General features: G+C 69.4%; 14 protein-coding genes. 5 read left to right on the top strand and 9 right to left on the bottom strand.

Annotation, left to right across the window (positions count from 1 at the left end; genetic code table 11):
• Positions 1-405: 405 nt before the first annotated feature.
• Genes BUA54_RS15245 through BUA54_RS15225 form a run of 5 tightly spaced genes read left to right on the top strand, consistent with a single transcriptional unit; the run spans position 406 to position 4,178 of the window.
• Positions 406-1,515, top strand: a complete 1,110-nt coding sequence (locus BUA54_RS15245; RefSeq protein ID WP_245810710.1) for a sulfate ABC transporter substrate-binding protein — start codon at positions 406-408, stop codon at positions 1,513-1,515.
• Positions 1,512-2,348, top strand: coding sequence for a sulfate ABC transporter permease subunit CysT (cysT, locus tag BUA54_RS15240; protein ID WP_072858124.1), 837 nt, complete (start codon positions 1,512-1,514; stop codon positions 2,346-2,348). The genes BUA54_RS15245 and cysT overlap by 4 nt, the downstream gene beginning before the upstream one ends.
• The gene (locus BUA54_RS15235; RefSeq protein ID WP_072858123.1) at positions 2,341-2,583 is read left to right on the top strand and encodes a hypothetical protein; all 243 of its coding nucleotides are present in this window, start codon (positions 2,341-2,343) and stop codon (positions 2,581-2,583) included. The genes cysT and BUA54_RS15235 overlap by 8 nt, the downstream gene beginning before the upstream one ends.
• Positions 2,580-3,446 (top strand): sulfate ABC transporter permease subunit CysW, encoded by an 867-nt coding sequence (gene cysW / locus BUA54_RS15230; protein ID WP_072858122.1) that lies wholly within the window; start codon positions 2,580-2,582, stop codon positions 3,444-3,446. The genes BUA54_RS15235 and cysW overlap by 4 nt, the downstream gene beginning before the upstream one ends.
• 12 nt (positions 3,447-3,458) lie before the next feature.
• On the top strand, positions 3,459-4,178 hold the full coding sequence (locus tag BUA54_RS15225) for a sulfate/molybdate ABC transporter ATP-binding protein (protein WP_072858121.1): 720 nt from the start codon (positions 3,459-3,461) through the stop codon (positions 4,176-4,178).
• On the opposite strand, the gene BUA54_RS15220 is transcribed toward BUA54_RS15225, so the two are convergent.
• From BUA54_RS15220 to BUA54_RS15180, 9 genes are all read right to left on the bottom strand, one after another.
• Positions 4,165-4,854: an NlpC/P60 family protein gene (locus tag BUA54_RS15220; RefSeq protein ID WP_084114445.1), complete on the bottom strand. Its 690-nt coding sequence runs from the start codon at positions 4,852-4,854 to the stop codon at positions 4,165-4,167. The two genes, BUA54_RS15225 and BUA54_RS15220, sit on opposite strands and share 14 nt — an antisense overlap.
• Positions 4,851-6,671, bottom strand: coding sequence for a caspase family protein (locus tag BUA54_RS15215; protein ID WP_072858119.1), 1,821 nt, complete (start codon positions 6,669-6,671; stop codon positions 4,851-4,853). The genes BUA54_RS15220 and BUA54_RS15215 overlap by 4 nt, the downstream gene beginning before the upstream one ends.
• A gap of 16 nt (positions 6,672-6,687) precedes the next feature.
• Positions 6,688-8,622 (bottom strand): C1 family peptidase, encoded by a 1,935-nt coding sequence (locus BUA54_RS15210; RefSeq protein ID WP_072858118.1) that lies wholly within the window; start codon positions 8,620-8,622, stop codon positions 6,688-6,690.
• 66 nt (positions 8,623-8,688) lie between these two features.
• Positions 8,689-10,533 carry a peroxidase family protein gene (locus BUA54_RS15205; RefSeq protein WP_072858117.1) on the bottom strand — a complete coding sequence of 615 codons (1,845 nt, stop codon included), beginning with the start codon at positions 10,531-10,533 and terminating at the stop codon, positions 8,689-8,691.
• A gap of 204 nt (positions 10,534-10,737) precedes the next feature.
• Positions 10,738-11,442 carry a hypothetical protein gene (locus BUA54_RS15200; RefSeq protein ID WP_072858116.1) on the bottom strand — a complete coding sequence of 235 codons (705 nt, stop codon included), beginning with the start codon at positions 11,440-11,442 and terminating at the stop codon, positions 10,738-10,740.
• Positions 11,439-12,944 carry a S8 family serine peptidase gene (locus tag BUA54_RS15195; RefSeq protein ID WP_072858115.1) on the bottom strand — a complete coding sequence of 502 codons (1,506 nt, stop codon included), beginning with the start codon at positions 12,942-12,944 and terminating at the stop codon, positions 11,439-11,441. Before BUA54_RS15195 ends, BUA54_RS15200 begins: the two co-directional genes overlap by 4 nt.
• Complete coding sequence (locus tag BUA54_RS15190) at positions 12,941-13,840, bottom strand: phosphatase PAP2 family protein (RefSeq protein ID WP_072858114.1); 900 nt, start codon at positions 13,838-13,840, stop codon at positions 12,941-12,943. Before BUA54_RS15190 ends, BUA54_RS15195 begins: the two co-directional genes overlap by 4 nt.
• Positions 13,840-15,591: an AfsR/SARP family transcriptional regulator gene (locus BUA54_RS15185; RefSeq protein ID WP_143155449.1), complete on the bottom strand. Its 1,752-nt coding sequence runs from the start codon at positions 15,589-15,591 to the stop codon at positions 13,840-13,842. Before BUA54_RS15185 ends, BUA54_RS15190 begins: the two co-directional genes overlap by 1 nt.
• A gap of 167 nt (positions 15,592-15,758) precedes the next feature.
• Complete coding sequence (locus BUA54_RS15180; protein WP_143155448.1) at positions 15,759-16,139, bottom strand: hypothetical protein; 381 nt, start codon at positions 16,137-16,139, stop codon at positions 15,759-15,761.
• Positions 16,140-16,219: the final 80 nt, after the last annotated feature.

The raw sequence follows: 16,219 nt of genomic DNA, 5'->3' as shown, positions 1-16,219 counted from the left end.
CCGCGGCGCGTCCTTGCGCCCGCCGCGGGCATCACCACCGCCGGGTCGTTTGTCGGTCAGGTCCGACGGCTTGTCCACCCATCCCGTAGGGCGCGTAACCCTGCATGCGGGCGCTTCGCTGACACGGCATCGCTGACTTTCAACCGGAGAATCGGGTCTGAGTTTTTGCCGGAACGACTGAAAGCGGTGGGACTGCCTCAAAATTCAGCACTCGCTCGGGACCAGAAACGAAGGGATTTAAGCCTCTAAGCATATGGAAAATAAAGCTCCTCTTAATTGCGGCCCCGCACCACCGGCCAATTACCGCCGAATACACGATAAGACCGATCGAGATTTATCTTGCAATACACGACTAACCCTATCGTATTTACCGTGTTGGGCATCGGCGCCCGTAAGGAAGAGGACATGACCATGACAATCGACATCTCGATCCGGTTCGGCGCACCATGGAGTCTGCCGGGGCACATGGCCGGACGGACCGCAGCACCCTATGCGCTCGGCCCGGTCCGCACCCCGCGGCGCCGCGTCCGGTGGCATGCGGCGACAGCCGTGGCAGCGGCGCTTATCGCGCTGGGCGCGGGGACGATATTGCAGGCGCAGGACCTGCTGAACGTCAGCTACGACCCGACGCGCGAGTTCTACCGCGACTACAACGCCGCCTTCAGCACGTGGTGGGAAGGGCAGGGGCATGACGCGCCCCGGATCGAGACCAGCCACGGCGGGTCCGGCGCGCAGGCCCGGGCGGTCATCGACGGGCTGAACGCGCAGGTGGTGACGCTGGCGCTTGCTTCTGACATCGACCGGATCGCCGCCGCGGGCAAGCTCCCCGCCGACTGGCAAAGCCGCCTGCCGCACGACGCCGCCCCCTACACCTCCACCATCGTGTTCCTGGTGCGAGAGGGCAATCCGAAGGGCATCGCCGACTGGGGCGACCTGACGCAGGACGGGATCGAGGTCATCACCCCGAACCCCAAGACCTCCGGCGGGGCGCGCTGGAACTACCTCGCCGCCTGGGCCTGGGCAGAGAGGAGCGGGCAGGACCCCAGGGCCTTCGTCCACGACCTCTACGCCCATGTCCCCGTGCTCGACAGCGGGGCGCGGGGCGCCACGACGACCTTTGCCCAGCGGGGCATCGGCGACGTGCTGCTGGCATGGGAGAACGAGGCCTACCTTGCCCTGAACGAGATGGGAGAGGAGGCCTTCGACATCGTCGTGCCGTCGGTGTCGATCCGCGCAGATCCGTCCGTCGCGCTGGTCGAGGCAAACATCGCCGACGACGACCAGCGCGCACTGGCCACGGCCTACCTCGAACACCTCTACGCGCCGGATGCGCAGGCGCTGGCCTTCAAGCACTACTACCGGGCGTGGGACACATCCGCCGCCGATCCCGCCGACGTCGCGCGGTTCCCCAAGATCGACCTTGTGGGGATCGAGGATTTCGGCGGCTGGGCCAAGGTGCAGCCGCAGCATTTCGGCGACGGGGGGATCTTCGACCAGATCTACGTGCCGCAATGACGGCCCTCCCGCGGCACCGCCGGGCGATGCCGGGGTTCGGCCTCACGATGGGCCTGACCCTGACGACGGTCTGCCTTGTCGTGCTCTTGCCCGTGGGCGCCCTGCTGTGGCAGGGCGCCAGCGCCGGCCCGGCCGCCCTGTGGGATGTCGGCAGCCGGCCGCGCACCCTGTCCGCCCTTGCCCTGTCGTTCCGGTTGTCGGCGCTCGCGGCACTCTTCAACCTCGCCTTCGGCGTGTTGCTGGCCTGGGTTCTGGTGCGCTACCGCTTTCCGGGGCGCCGCATCATGGATGCCGCCGTCGACCTGCCCTTTGCCCTGCCGACGGCCGTCGCAGGGATCGCGCTCACCACGCTCTATGCCCCCAACGGTGCCTTCGGCGCGCTGGCGACACCCTTCGGCTGGCGCATCGCCTACACGCAGGCAGGCATCTTCATCGCCCTCGTCTTCGTCGGTCTGCCCTTCGTCGTGCGCACCGTGCAGCCGGTGCTGGAAACGCTGGACCGAGAGGTCGAGGAAGCCTCCGCCACGCTGGGGGCGTCCCGCTGGACTACCGTGCGCCGCGTCATCCTGCCCGCCCTCCTGCCTGCCGCCCTGACCGGCTTTGCCCTGTCGCTGGCCCGCGCCGTGGGCGAATACGGGTCGGTCATCTTCATTGCCGGCAACATCCCCCTGCGGACGGAAATCGCGCCCCTCCTGATCGTCATCCAGCTGGAGGAGTTCGACTACCCCGCCGCCGCGGCCATCGGCATCGCGATGCTTGCGATGTCGTTCACCCTGCTGCTGGCGATCAACCTGCTGCAGATCTGGACCCGGCGGAGGACCGGCGATGTCTGATCCTTCCCCCGCCATCGATCCCGCACCCTCGGCCCTGTTCCTGACCGGTCTGGCCGGCGGCACCGGGGGCGCGATCCTCGCGGCGGCCTGCGGCGCAGGCTGGCCCCTCTGCCTGCTGGCCTACGCCCTGTCCGGCGCAGTCTGCGTCGCCCTCGCGGCCTGCATCATCCTTCTGACGGCGATCCCGCCAGTCCCCCGGGGCGCCCGGCCCCTCAACCGCATGAGGCTCGAATGACCTTCGCATCCGCCAATCCCGCGGCAGGACCCGCAACCTCGGAACGCCTGCCGGTGCGCCTTGCCCTGATCGCGCTGGCCTGCACCGGCCTCGCGATCCTCGTCATCGCGCCGCTCGTCGTGGTCTTCGCCGAGGCGCTGCGCGACGGCTGGTCCGCCGCCCTCGCCAGCCTCGGCAACCCGGACGCGCGTTCGGCGATCCGGTTGACCCTGACCGTCGCCGCCATCGCCGTGCCGCTGAACGCGGTCTTCGGCATCGCCGCCGCCTGGGCGATCACCAAGTTCGACTTCCGCGGCAAGGCGCTTCTCATCACACTCATCGACCTGCCATTCTCGGTCTCTCCGGTGGTGGCGGGTCTGTGCATCGTGCTGCTCTTCGGCGCCAATTCCACCCTGGGTGGCTGGCTGGTGGCACAGGGGCACCCGGTCGTCTTTGCCCTGCCGGGCATCGTGCTGGCGACGCTTTTCATCACCTTCCCCTTCGTCGCGCGCGAGCTGATCCCCCTGATGATCGAACAAGGCCGGGCAGAGGAGGAGGCGGCGCTGACCTTGGGCGCCACCGGCTGGCGCACCTTCCGGACCGTGACCCTGCCCAACATCCGCTGGGCGCTGCTTTACGGGGTGCTGCTGTGCAACGCCCGCGCGATGGGCGAATTTGGCGCCGTCGCCGTCGTGTCCGGCAAGATTCGCGGCCAGACCGCGACCATGCCGATCACGATCGAGATGCTCTACAACGAATACCTGTCCGTGGCCGCCTTCACGCTGGCTGCCGTGCTGGCGCTGCTGGCGCTCGTCACCCTTGCCCTGAAATCGCTTCTGGACCGTCAGCACGCGGACCAGATCGCCGCTATCGGCCAGCCCTGAAAGGATCCCGCCATGCACATCTCCATCGAGGCCATTGCCAAGACCTTCGGCGTCACCAACGCCCTGCACCCGGTCAGCCTGTCGATCCCGCAGGGGGCGCTCGTCGCCCTGCTGGGGCCGTCCGGATCGGGCAAGACCACGCTGCTGCGCATCCTTGGCGGGCTGGAACAGCCCACCGCCGGTCGCATCCTGTTCGACGGGCAGGACGTCGGACGCCTGTCGGTGCAGGACCGGCGCGCGGGCTTCGTCTTTCAAAGCTACGCGCTGTTCCGGCACATGACGGTGTTCGAGAACGTGGCCTACGGCCTGCGTGCCCGCCCGCGGGCGACGCGCCCCGCGCCGGCGGCGATCGCCCAGCGGGTGACGGACCTGCTGCGCCTGATCCAGCTGCCCGACATCGGCGCGCGCTACCCCGCCCAGTTGTCCGGGGGGCAGCGCCAGCGCGTGGCCCTCGCACGGGCGCTGGCGATCGATCCGCGGATGCTCTTGCTGGACGAACCCTTCGGTGCGCTCGACGCACAGGTGCGCAAGGATCTGCGCGCCGGCCTGCGCGACATCCACGACCAGACCGGCCTGACCACGATCTTCGTGACCCACGATCAGGAAGAGGCGATGACCCTCGCCGACCTCGTCGTCGTGATGTCGATGGGCCGGATCGAACAGATCGGCCGCCCGAAGGAAATCCGTCAGGCCCCCGCAAACGCCTTCGTCAGGGCGTTCATCGCAAGTTGACGCTGCGGCGTTCGCCCGACACCGCGACCGGGGGCAGGGCGGTCCGGGGCCAACGACTGCCCCCCGGTCGCAGGAACCGCAGCGCGATCCATTTCTCGCAGATCGCGTCGCTCTGGTTGCCGCCGCGCAGCAGCACGTGGTCCGCCCGGACCTCGACGCAAAAGCCGACGTGACCCTTCCAGCTGTCGGGGCTTTCGCGCCACAGACACAGGATCGCGCCGAAGCACGGGTCCACCGGATTGCCGAAACCGGCCCAGGCGAGCGAGGCATAGGGGTTCACCGGCAGCGGCTCTTCCGGCAGGGACAGGGCGATGCAGGTCTGCACGAAGTCGGCGCACCACGGCACTTGTGCGGGATCGCCCGCCGTGCCGCCATCGCTGACCAGAAAGGCCGCCACCGCCGCGTTGTCGAGGCTTTCGTGCAGTCCCATCATGCGTGCGGCGGTGTCCATCCAGGGCGTCGCGTCCGGCAGGACGGCCGCGGCAGCCTCTGCGCCCAGCAGCGCCTCTGCCGTGGATCTGTCCAGCAGTCCGGTCGCCGCCAGCCCGGCCTCGCGCTGAAAGGCCTTCAGTGCGGCGATGGTCCGGCGCCCGCGCACCCCGTCCACCGGGCCGGCATCGAACCCCTGCGCCGCCAGCGCCGCCTGCACCATGCGGATCGTCACCGGCCCGGTCATGCCCAGAACACGCGGCTGGCCTCGAAGGCGGCATCGGGGCGCCCGACCGTCCAGAAGTTCGGCGACTGCCACGCGGGCATCCGTGCGGCACAGCGGTCGCGGAAATTGCGATAGCCGCTTTGCGCCGCCGGATCGGTCAGCGTGGCAAGGATCGCCGCGGTAAAGAGGCCGTTGCCCAGATCCTCCTGTGCGGTCTGGTTCGACTGGCAGGCCGACAGCTGCAACACGCTCGCCGCGACGGGAAAGCTCAGCTCGTGGTAGGGCGTCGCAAGGTCCGGCCCGAGGGCCGATGACGGCAGGCTACGGTAGAACGCCTCGTTCGCGCGAAAGACCTGCGCCGCCACGCCCGGCGTCATCATCCGGGTCTTGCCCGTGACCGGGGCCGCCGTGGCGGCCCGCCCCGGTCCCGCCCGCAGCATGGAGCCCGCGTGGCAGCAGTCGAAAACCGCCAGCACGCGCACCCCTTCGGCAAAGTCCGACCAGATCTTGTAAAGCTCGTCGTCGATCATCTGCCCGTCGTAAAGGCACAGCGTCTCGTCCAGCAGATCGCGGTCCGGTCCCGTCGCCTCGTCGCCGTTGAAGTCCTTCACCTGACCCCCGTGCCCGGCATAGGTCAGCTTGAAGGTATCGCCGGCCTTCAGCGACTTCGCCGCCTCGCCGCAGGCCGCGATCACCGCGTCGCGCGTCGCTGCGGCGTCGGTCAGGTGAGTCTGGGTATCGAACCCGCGCGCCTTGGCGATGTCGCGCATCGCTTCGCTGTCGTTGACGCAAAAGTCGAGGTCCACCAGACCAGTCCCGTAATGCCCCCGGTCGACACGGTTCAGCCCCACATGCAGCGCAACCGCCGCCGGTGCCGACCGGACGGCAGGCCCCCGGGCGGGCTTCGTCAGCTTTCGGATCAGGGCAGAGAAAATGGCGGCGACATCTGCATAGCCCGCATTGGTCGGGTGCAACTCGTCGTGCCAGCGACCGGCGCCGACGGTGCCGCGCAGGTCAAGGAAGAAGACATGGGCATGCCGCCGCGCCATCGCCATCATGGCGTCGTTGAAGCGGTCCATCATCACCTTGGCGATGCTCGCCTGCAGCGTGGCGTCCACGATCCCGTTGGCCGCCATCGGCAGGCCCAGCCACTTGCCCTTGGCCGGGATGGCGCGGTCATAGCCGTGGCAGATGATTTTCACCTTGGGATAGCGCGCCGCCACGTCCCGCGCGATCCGGTCGAACTGCTGGACCGCCACCGCCACAAGCTGGTCGAAGCTGGGCAGCAGGTATTCCGCCGCCGACAGGCCGGCGTCGAAGCGGCGCAGATGCCGCGACAGGTTGCCGTCGGCGACAAGGTCGTTGCCGCCTCCGGACAGCAGCAGGATCGTGGCGCCGGTCTGTTCGATCGCGCGGCGATACTCGGCCCGCGCCACCATGTTCGCCAGCGTGTCGCCCCCTGCGGACAGCGAAAAGACGGCGTATTCCTCCATCAGCACATCGATCGTGTCGCGCAGCAGGATCGGGTACTGGAACCAGCTGTCGCCCTCCTCGACGATGATCGGCCCCCTGTAGTCGCCCTTGGACAGCCGCTGAAAGAAACGCGCCTGCCGGTTCTGCCGTTCGAACCAGTTGGCGCCGTTCAGCAGCAGGGCGGACCGCGTCGCCGCATCCGCCGTGGCGGGAATTTCCACCTTGTCGGGGTTCAGCGCGATGGCTGGCGCGAAGGGGTCCGACGCGCCGGTGTCCTCGGTGAAATAGGCCGCAAGGTCGTCGGGCGCCGTGTCCGGGTCGGCCATCTTGCGCGACAGTTCCTCCAGCGTGATCTTTTCCGTCATAGTCTGGTCTCCTTCTCTATGGCTTCTCTATGGCGTCGCGGGATACGAGCCGGGCAAGGTGCCAAAGGATCTCGGCCCCGGTCTCGGCGTGGGTGATGACATCGTGCTGGGTGTAGCGGCGGCGCCGCGCCTCGGCGGGTTGCAGGGCGTGGTCCGGCGTCTTCATCTTGCGCAGGACGACGCCCTCCAGCCGCCCGCCGGGTGCGGTCTCGGCGGCCAGCCCGGTGCGCCGGGCCGACATGCCGATGAAATGCTGCATCCGGTCGCGCTCTCCCTCGAAGGCATACAGCACCAGGTCGAGGATCGACCTCGTGTAGTGCCCCACCGCAAGCTTGCGCTCGAACCCGTAGGACGGCACCCACAGGGTGACGCGCCCCGGCCCGCGTCGGTTGATCGCGTTGATCAGCGGGCGGAAGGCGGCGCAGAAGTCGTCCAGCCGGATCGCCGGCGCGATCAGCGTCAGCGACGCGACCGCACCCTCGAAGGCATTACGCCGGTCGCCGCCATGGGCGTTCAGGGACCGCAGGTATTGCGCCAGCAGCAGCACCCCCGCACCGTCGGCGTTCAGGTGCAGCGGCGCACCGGTCGCGGCAAGACTGTCGAGCAGATCCGCCGCATCCCCGTCACGGGTCGGATCGGCGCCGCAGGCGTGGCGATGGCAGCCGGCCCGCTGCGCCGCGCGCCCGATGTCGCGCCAGAACGCCCGCCCGATGCCCGCCGTCGCCGCCTCGATCGCGGCGTTCAGGTCCGGGCTCAGCGCGCCGACCTTGTCGACCGCGGTGCGGAACAGGTGATCCAGCACCGCCGTCGTGCTGTCCACCACATCGTTGCACCAGAACAGGGTGTAGGGATAAAGCCCCGCATCCTCCAGCGCCGGGCGCCGCGCCACCTCTGCCCCGAAGGCCGCGTCGATGCCCAGCAGCGATCCCGGGATCGACAGGTGCACGGGGCGGTCCGGCTTCGCCGCGATCCGCCCGGCCGTCAGCGCCACCGCCGCGCGGGACGAGGCATAGCTGCCGCCCGTCACATGCACCCCGTCGTCGAGATGCGCGAAGTGCCCGAGCAACTGGTGACAGGGCGACGACGCCGCCCGGATCGGGCCGTCATCGTCATAGTAGATGCCGCGCCGCGACTGGGAAAAGGCAAAGGCCTCCGGCGCGGGCACGCCCAGCCGCAGCACCCAGGCGTCCAGCACGTTGTCCGACCAGTCCGCATAGGGCCAGAGCGCCACGCCCCGCAGAACCTGCCCGTCGCAGGCATAGCCGCCCCAGTCCGGCCCCCATGAATTCAGCACGAGGAAGCCGCGATCGTTGTAACCCACAAGGACGAAGGCGTGGTTCTCGCCCGGCTGCGGGTGGGGCGGGATCACCCCGTCCGTCACCGCCCGCCACCCGCCATGCGTCGCCGCCGAGACGAGGATGCAATCCGCATCGGACAGCGCCGCGTGATAGTCGTTGAGGTAGGACCGCACCCGGTAGTAGGCCCCCAGTGTCGTCGCCCGCGCCGCTTTGGCCCGTTCCGCCGACAGCGCCGTCTCGCTCGCGCAGTCCGGCCAAAGCGTGTCGGCGCAGACCCCGTTGTGATAGAACCCCTTGATCACCGACCGCAGCGAGGTGACGCCCTCGGGCCCGCCGCCGCCCGGCCCGCGCTCCTGCTGCACTGCCATCTGGTAAAGCATCCGTGCCGAAACCCTCTCGGGCCGCTTGCCGTTGCCGCAGGCCCGGATCCGGTGCAGGTCGATCAGGTTCGCCAGCGCCTGCCCGGCACAGGTGCCGTCGGCACCCTGATCGCGCAATTCGTAGGGCAGCGCCCGCGTCCTTGGACAGATGCGCTTCGCCAGCGCGCGCTCGGACGACGGGGCCAGCGGTCGCAGCGACGGCGCATAGACGCGGTCGCGCAGGTCGCTGGGGTCCGGCCGCAGTACGGCCGTGGCGATGGTCGGGTCCGGCATCGGTCCTCTCCGGTTCGGGACAGGGGATGGGGCCACCCGCCAGACGGCGGATGGCCCCGGTCCGCGTCAGGCGTGCACGCCGCCGGCGCGCATCATGGCCTGCAGGCTGTCGATCGGCGCGCCATCGGGCTGCGGCGCATCCGCCGGCGTCCAGCTGCCGAAGCTGCCTTGGTTAAGGTAGCTTTGCGGGTCCGTCACCAGCAGGCCGATCAGCGTCTCGGCCACGATCCGGCTGCCGAGCGGCCCCAGATGCGCGCCCTGCGCCTTCACCTCCGCCTCTTTCAGCACATAGAACCACAGCGGCGTCGCCCGGTCGAAACCGCCACCCGTGATGGCGGCCGACATCGCCTCCGACCCGCGGGCGATCTCCGCGGGCGTCAGGGCGTCGATGTCGATGCCCTTTTTGTAAAGGCAGTCGATCATCCCCTGCGCCGTCGGCAGGTTGAAGACATAGCCGCGCCGCAGGTTGCGGGCCGCCAGATGCGCCAGCAGGCCCGGAGGAGCATTGCGCATGGTCTTCAGCGGCAGCGCCAGCCGCGTATCGATCCGCCGCGCGACCCGGTTGGGCAGGGGCGCGGTGCCGATGAAGCGGTCCCACTCCATGATCCAGTTGTCGGGCAGCGTCGGCGCGCCGCGCATGCCGCCGTCGCCGGTGAACTGGAATATCTGATCGAAGGTCGCCCGCCCGTCGCCGGTCCCGTCCGGGGCCCGTCCGAAGTTGCGGTTGTAGTCGTAGTCGCCGCGCACCATGGAATGGCCATAGCGATAGGCCGCGACCGAGAACTCCAGCGGCATCGGCTGCACGCCCTCCGGCATCTCGTCCTTGTGGGCCGCATGGAACGCCGCATACACCGGCGCGCGGTCGGCCAGCACCCGGTCCACCACCGCCGGATCGCAGACGTTGCGCAGGAAGACGTTCACCACCAGCCACTGGTAGACATGGGTGACGTGCTGGCGTGCGGCGCGAAAGATCGCGTCGTCGTCCGTCATGCCGTCCGCCCGCAAGGCGTCGGCCATGGCGTTGTGCAGGCGCAGGACGCTCAGGTGGAACTGCGCCACGATCAGGTTCTCGTCGTTGCGCCCGTCCCCGATCAGCGCGGTGCGTCGCACGTCCGCCTCCGGCTTCGTGCCGTCGGGATTGAACAGGGCGTTCACCTCCTCCAGCGTCAGGTCGCCGCTGTCGATCGCGGCACCGACCCGCGGCAGATCGGCGTGGTCGTCCACCGGCAGCGACGGCCGTTCGAACCCGGTGCCGGGGCCGGACACGGGGGTCACCACCCCCAGCCGCATCTTGGCTGGATCGTCGGGATCGCGCAGTGCGGCTTCCAGCTTCAGCGCGGCGGGGCTTTGCCCCGGCCCGTCGCCATAGACGCTGTCCAGTTCCAGACGCCCGATCCGCAGGTTCAGCTTGACCTGCTCCGCCAGATCCCGCGATCCCGGCGCGAAATCCGGCCGGTCGATGTTGAAGGCCGCCGCGTCACCGCCCGGCGCCTCCTCGCGGTCGGTGTTGGCGGTGATGTCGTGGTCGATGAACTGCCCCATGTAGGTAAAGACCGGCGGGATCGCGGATTCGCCCTCCGCGTCCTTCTGGTCGGGTGCCTCTTCCGCCATCGCATCGGCAAGGGCGCCGAACCACGTCGCCGCATCTTCGATCGCCTCCGCCGCCGGGGCATCCTTGCAATAGTAGCGGAACGCCTGCCGGGGGGTCAGACCCGGTTCCGGTGCGGGGTCCGGGTCGGGCAGCGGATAGGTGTCCGTTCCGTCCAGTTGCCGCGATTTCACGATGCTGGCGACGTCGCGCAGGGCGACGGCATCGCCGTCCGTGTCGCGCGCCGTGGCGTCGCGCGCCGTGGCGTCGCGGGCTGTGGGGGTGGCCTTGATGGTCTGGCCGTGACCGAGTTTGTAAAGCATTGCCATTGGCTCCTGAAGAAGCCGGATGCGGGGCGCGCCGTGAAACGCTGAAAATGAACCGTCGGAAACGCAAGGTGCGCGTGAATCGGTAATCCGGCGAAAAATGGATGGGAACGACGCCTGAAAAAAATGGCGTCCGGTCTGAAAATGGGTCGTCTGTCGTGGGGTGCGCTCCTCCTTTCACTGCGCGTGGTATGGGGCAGGTCAGTCCTGCATGATCCTCGTCCGAGAGGTTTTCCCGAAATCGATCAGCCGCGTCATCAGCCGGTGGATGCCGTCGGCGCCCCCGGCCAGCACGATCGACGTCAGGCAGATGTCGACGAAGGAAAAGACGTTCGCCTGCAGCGGCGGCAGCGCCGAAAGATCGACCTGCGGCGCCAGTGCGCCGTGCAGCAGCTGAAACCCGGACAGGCTCAGCCCGATGCCCAGCGTCATCGCAGACACGGTCGCCCAGCTCTTCTTCAGCAGGCTCAGATCCTCCAGCCGTCCGCGCGTGTCGGCGGCCTGCGCCGGCAGCAGCTCTCGGGCGTTCAGCACGCTGTGGCGCAGCCCGTCGTCGACCAGCGTCATGCGGTCCTGCGGGCTGACCAGCAGGTCCATGTCGCGCGCCAGCATCTTCATCTGCGCATGATTGCGGTCCGCGGCCTGCTTCAGCGGCGCGACGATGGCGATCTCGGCCGGGCCGAAGCGCCAGTTCAGGATCAGCTCCACCGCCCGTTCGATCAGCAGCGCGACGAAGGCCGCGGTGGCGAGCAGCTGCCCCAGCTGCGTCAGCGACACCTCTGCCAGCGACAGGGCGACGAACTGCAGCCGCCCCGCGCCATAGACCAGCCCCAGCGCGGCGAGGGCGAGCACGATCTGCGGCCCGGTGACGGCACGCACGCGCGGCAGGTCGGATGGCAGGCTCATGGCGTTTCCTCCGGCGGGGGTGGTGGAAAGTGCGACCAGTGGATCAGCGGGGCGGCGGTCCCGGCGCCCGATCCGCGCAACGCGGCCTTGGCGGTGACGCCGAAATCCGCGGCGCCCGGCGCGATCCGCCCGGCAGAGATCGCCAGCGACAGAAGCCCCGCCGTCAACGCCGTCGCGCCGGAGGTGCCCGAAAAGCGGCAAAAGGCAGAGCGGTAGTCCAGCACCGCACCGTCGCGCCCGAAGACCTGCGCGTGCGGACTGGAATTATAGCCCGCCCGCCCCGGCACGTCGGTCGAGACAAGGTCCTGCGGCGCATGGGTGCCCGCGGCGGGCACACCCGCGAACGCCGGATCGCCGTAGTTGCCAAGGCCCGCGGTATAGGCCGCCGACTGGTCCTGCGGATTGAACCGCCCGCTTTGGGTGTCGAGGCGTTGCAGATCGCGGTCCAGCCGCTCTCCGTCTCCGCTGGGGGCCTGCACGGTGATGCCCGGCCCGACAGGGGTGTAGGCGGCTGGCTGGCCGGTGGCCGCGCGCGCGCCGACGGCGATGATGCCGTTGTCCGGTGCGGCCAGCGCGCCGGGGAACAGCACCCCGTCCAGCGCGCCGTTGCCCGCGGCACAGACGATGGGCACCCGGCGCGACAGCGCCAGCGTCAGATCCTTCAGCGCGGACCAAAGCGTCATCTCCTCCTCCGTCAATCCGACCCGCAGGGCCCGACCAAGCGCCTCTGCCGTGGGGGCGACACCGGGGGCAAGGCTGTCCGGGCTGGGAAAGTCGCGGGCCAGCACGATGACATCCGCCCCGATCAGCGCGGCATAGAGCAGCGACAGGATCAGCTGCTCCGGCTCCGGATCGAAGTTGGTAGAGATCGGCACGATCTCGCAGAAGGGATCGACGCCGGCATAGGCAAAGGCCGTGGGCGTGCCCGCCGGCAGGTCGGAAAAGGTGCCGCTGGCGGGATCGAACAGCCGCACGGGCGCCACATCGATCGCGTCCGGCGCCACCGGTCGCGCGCCGATCAGCCCCGCCATCGCCGTGCCGTGGGCTGAAAAGGACGGGCTTGTCGCCGGCTGCACGACAGAGGCATGGGGGTCGGCCGCGCCACCGCCAAGGTGCGTCGTCAGTTCCGCCCACAGCGGGCCGACCGTGGCCGGCAGATCGGCGGGCAGGGCGTCGCCGTGACCGGCAACGCGGGCCGCCACGGCGTCGGGTGTCGCGGGAATGCCCAGCCGGGCCGCGAAGAAGTCGATCGCCAGATCGGTGTCCACCGCATCCTTCAGGTTCGGATGGCCCGCGGCGACGGACACGTCGATCAGGGCGACGCGCGTGCGCCGGACCTGTGGTCCAAGCCGCGCCGCTGCGGCGTCCCAGCCGTCGGACGCGAAGTCCTGCAGGTCCGCCAGCACCCCGATTGCCTTCAGGTGCCACAGCGCATGGTAGGCCGCATAGTCGCCGCGTCCGCGGTCGCCGTCGCTCGGGATCTTCAAGGTCGGCCCGGTCATACCCATTCCTCCCGCGCGGCCAGCATCTGCTCTTCCAGCACGACCTCGAAGACCGGGGTCATCATCCGCGCCAGCGCCCGCCCCGCCGCCGTGTCCTGCGGATAATGCACGCCCGCCCACTCGCGGTTCTCGGCGATGCGCCGCCCGCTCAGGAACAGGTCGGCGATACCGGGATGTTCCGGCGCCACGCGGGCGAAGACAAAGGCGATGGCGTAGCTCAGGAAGGCGTGGTTCGACGGATATGACGGATGCACCGGCACCGCAATGAAGGGCGTCAGCCGCGGGTTGATGGTGCTGGGCCGCGGCGCGTCGTAGCGGTCCTTGTAACGCAGGCCGATCTCCTCGCACAGCCGGGCGAGGATCAGGAACAGCGTTACCGTCTGCGGATGGCTGCCCGCATTGGACACGCCCAGCGGGCGAAGGTAGCCCGACAGTTCCAGCTCCTGCTCGCGCAGGATCTCGGCGCGGCGGGGCGCCTCGGCCTCGGTCTGCAGGGCGGCCTGCTTGGTCAAAAGGGTCTCCGTCTCGGCCAGCAGGCCGGCGGGCGCCTTGGGCAGGGGCAGCGGCAGGTCGACCCAGAAGGGGCGCAACTGGTGCAGCCGGTCCACCTCGCGCCACGGCAGCAGGATGTCGGGCGTCTCGCCCATCACCGGGGCCACGGGGTCGGTCGTCGTGCGGTTGCGGTTCCGGTTGCGATTGCGGTTCCTGTTGCGGTTCCGGTTCAGCAGGCCGGATGCGCCACCGCTGCCCGCCGGCGTCGCCACGAAGGTCGCCGCGTCGAAGACGCCTGCCGCCGCAGGTGCGCCCTGCGCGCCGACCGGCACGGCCTCGAAACTGTCGCCCACCGCCAGCAGCCAGGTCTGCGACAGGATCGCGCTGAATGGATTGCCGGGCATCACTTCGCTCCTGCCATGATCAGACCTTCGGTCAGGATCGCCTTGGCCTGACCGTCGCGCACCGCCATCCGGTCCTCGTTGACCCAGGCGACAGAGAAGTCGGGGTCCATCCGCCGGATCCGCTGGATGCAATCCTTCGCCCCCACCGTATCGCCCAGATGCGCAAGGCTGACCGAGGTATAGCGCAGCGCGGCGCCATAGTTCGGCCGCCGCGTCAGGATACGCCGCCCGAGGGCGCTGGCGGTGCCGAAGTCGCCTTCGAGCGTCGCGATCATGCAGCGCGTCAGGTCGAGGGTGAAGCGGATCGGGCTGTGCTCTCCGATCCGCAGGGCGTTCTGCGACGCCCGGCGCGCATCGGCGTAGCGCCCGTTATAGATGTGGTGCAGGGCCATGTGGTCCCAGCAGACCGCGGAATGCGGCGCGGTGCGGATCGCGCGGTCCAGCAGGGCGTTCGCATGGTCGTGGTCGTGCAGGATGTAACCCGTCGCATGGCCGGCCAGCGCCAGCGCGATGCCGCCGGTCTGCGAATCCTCGACCTGCGCGACCAGCGCCCGGGTCTCCTCTGCCAGCGGCGCATCCTGCGCGGTCCAGTGCTCGCCCACGCGAAAGGTATTCAGATAGGCCTGCAGCGCTGCATAGACCGGGTCCTGCGTCAGCGCGCGACTGGACTGCAGGCCGCGGCGCAGGTCGGACAGGGACGCGTGGTTGATCTGGAACATCGCGGTCAGCACGTGGAACGGCGTCAGCGGCCCGTCGGGATCGCTGCCGGCATCGCGGGCCAGTGTCATCGCCACGCGCTCGATCGCCTCGCCCAGCAGCACGAGGATCTCGGCGCTGTCGATGCTGGCGCTGTCCAGCCGGTAGGGGCCGCCCTGCACGCTCCACAGCAGTTCCTGCGCACTGTGCCGCAGTACGAGGATCCGGATCGACAGGGCGCCGTCCGCCTCGTAAAGCCGCAGCCGCAGATAGAGCGACGGGCTGCTGCGCGTGACCGCCTCGTGGTCGGGGCCGGTCGTCAGGTCGCGATAGTCATAGGTCCGCGCCCCGACGTAGTCGCGCAGGCCGAAGGCGATACGGTCGACCAGCGCTTCCCCGAGGAAGAGGGCCTGGTAGGACCGCGAATGGATCACCGGCTCCAGCAGGCCCACGATGGGGCGGTCTTCGACGAAAGCGGGGGGGGCCGCGGGGCGCACGGCCGTGACGGCTGGCGCCGGGGCATCGCGCAGGGCCTCGATCCGGTCGTACCAGTGCTGCCGCTGCTCGCGCAGCCACTCCTCGAAGGGTTCGGCGGGGATGTTCACGCCTTCCAGCACGTCGGGCGGATCGGCACGCAGATGCGCCGGCAACCCGCCGTCTCCCGCCGCGAGGTCCAGCAGGTCGACGGTGGCCGCGCCCGGCACCAGCCGGACCCGGTGAGCGTCGATCTCCAGCAAGGGCGCGCCGAGGGTGTCGAGACCGCGCCGCAGGCCGTGCAGCGCCGTGCGCAGACTTTGCGCCGCCAGCTGCGGGGTCTTGTCGCCCCAGAACAGGTCCATCAGCCGGGCCCGGGCGACGCCGGCATCCGACGCAAGGGCCACCACCGCGAGCAGCGCCTGCTGATGGGCGCTGCGCGGCGTCCGGTCGCGCCCGGCCGCATCGGTCAGGCGGAACGGCCCCAGAAGGGCGATCCGGGCCCGAGGGCCGGGCGCGCGCTCGGATGGACGCCATGCCTGCGGCACGTTGAAGGCTCCCCTGATTGCATATGGTCGCACGTGATCGCGCCCGCAGCCTAATTTCCTACGGCGGATCAGGAAAGAAAATTCACGCGCCCGTGAAAAGGTGAAGGGCCCCTGACCGTGTTCTTGCCTTGCTGAATTCGAAATCACAGGGGTCCCTCCGGAAAAGAGGTGGGTTGAAATGGCAGGTGTCGGACGACTGCTCAGAACGGGTCGTCCCACGGGGCACCGGTCCCGGACCGCCCGCCGTAGGCGACGATCAGGACCACCCGGCGCAGGCGCATGACAATACATGCGGGACCGGACGGGATGGCGGCGCCCGGCGGTGTGCCGGACGAGGCCGTGGCAGCGGGGCCTGACGAAGACCGTGGGAGGGCGAAGCGGTCGGGACGGCCACAGGAGAGCCTGCGCTTTGCATCGGTCTTCGTCAGGGGCCGCACGTCCGGGACAAATGGCAGGCGTGCGGCGCTGGGTCCGGGTCGCGTGGCCGTCGTCGCAAGTTCTTGCGAAGACGTGGGAAAGCCATCGTCACCCGTCATCCACCGGCCGGGATCATTGCGGATATGGCGACCTTTGCGTGTCATCGATCCAACCCCGTAACGGTGAAGATGCGGACACATTACCGCACCCGCGTGAGCGCTGCGTTAAGGCTTTGTTAAGCAAT

This window comes from Loktanella atrilutea, from assembly GCF_900128995.1.
Lineage (GTDB): Bacteria > Pseudomonadota > Alphaproteobacteria > Rhodobacterales > Rhodobacteraceae > Loktanella > Loktanella atrilutea.
The sequence above is the reverse complement of the archived record's forward strand: the minus strand, read 5'-3'. Positions and strand labels throughout refer to the sequence as shown.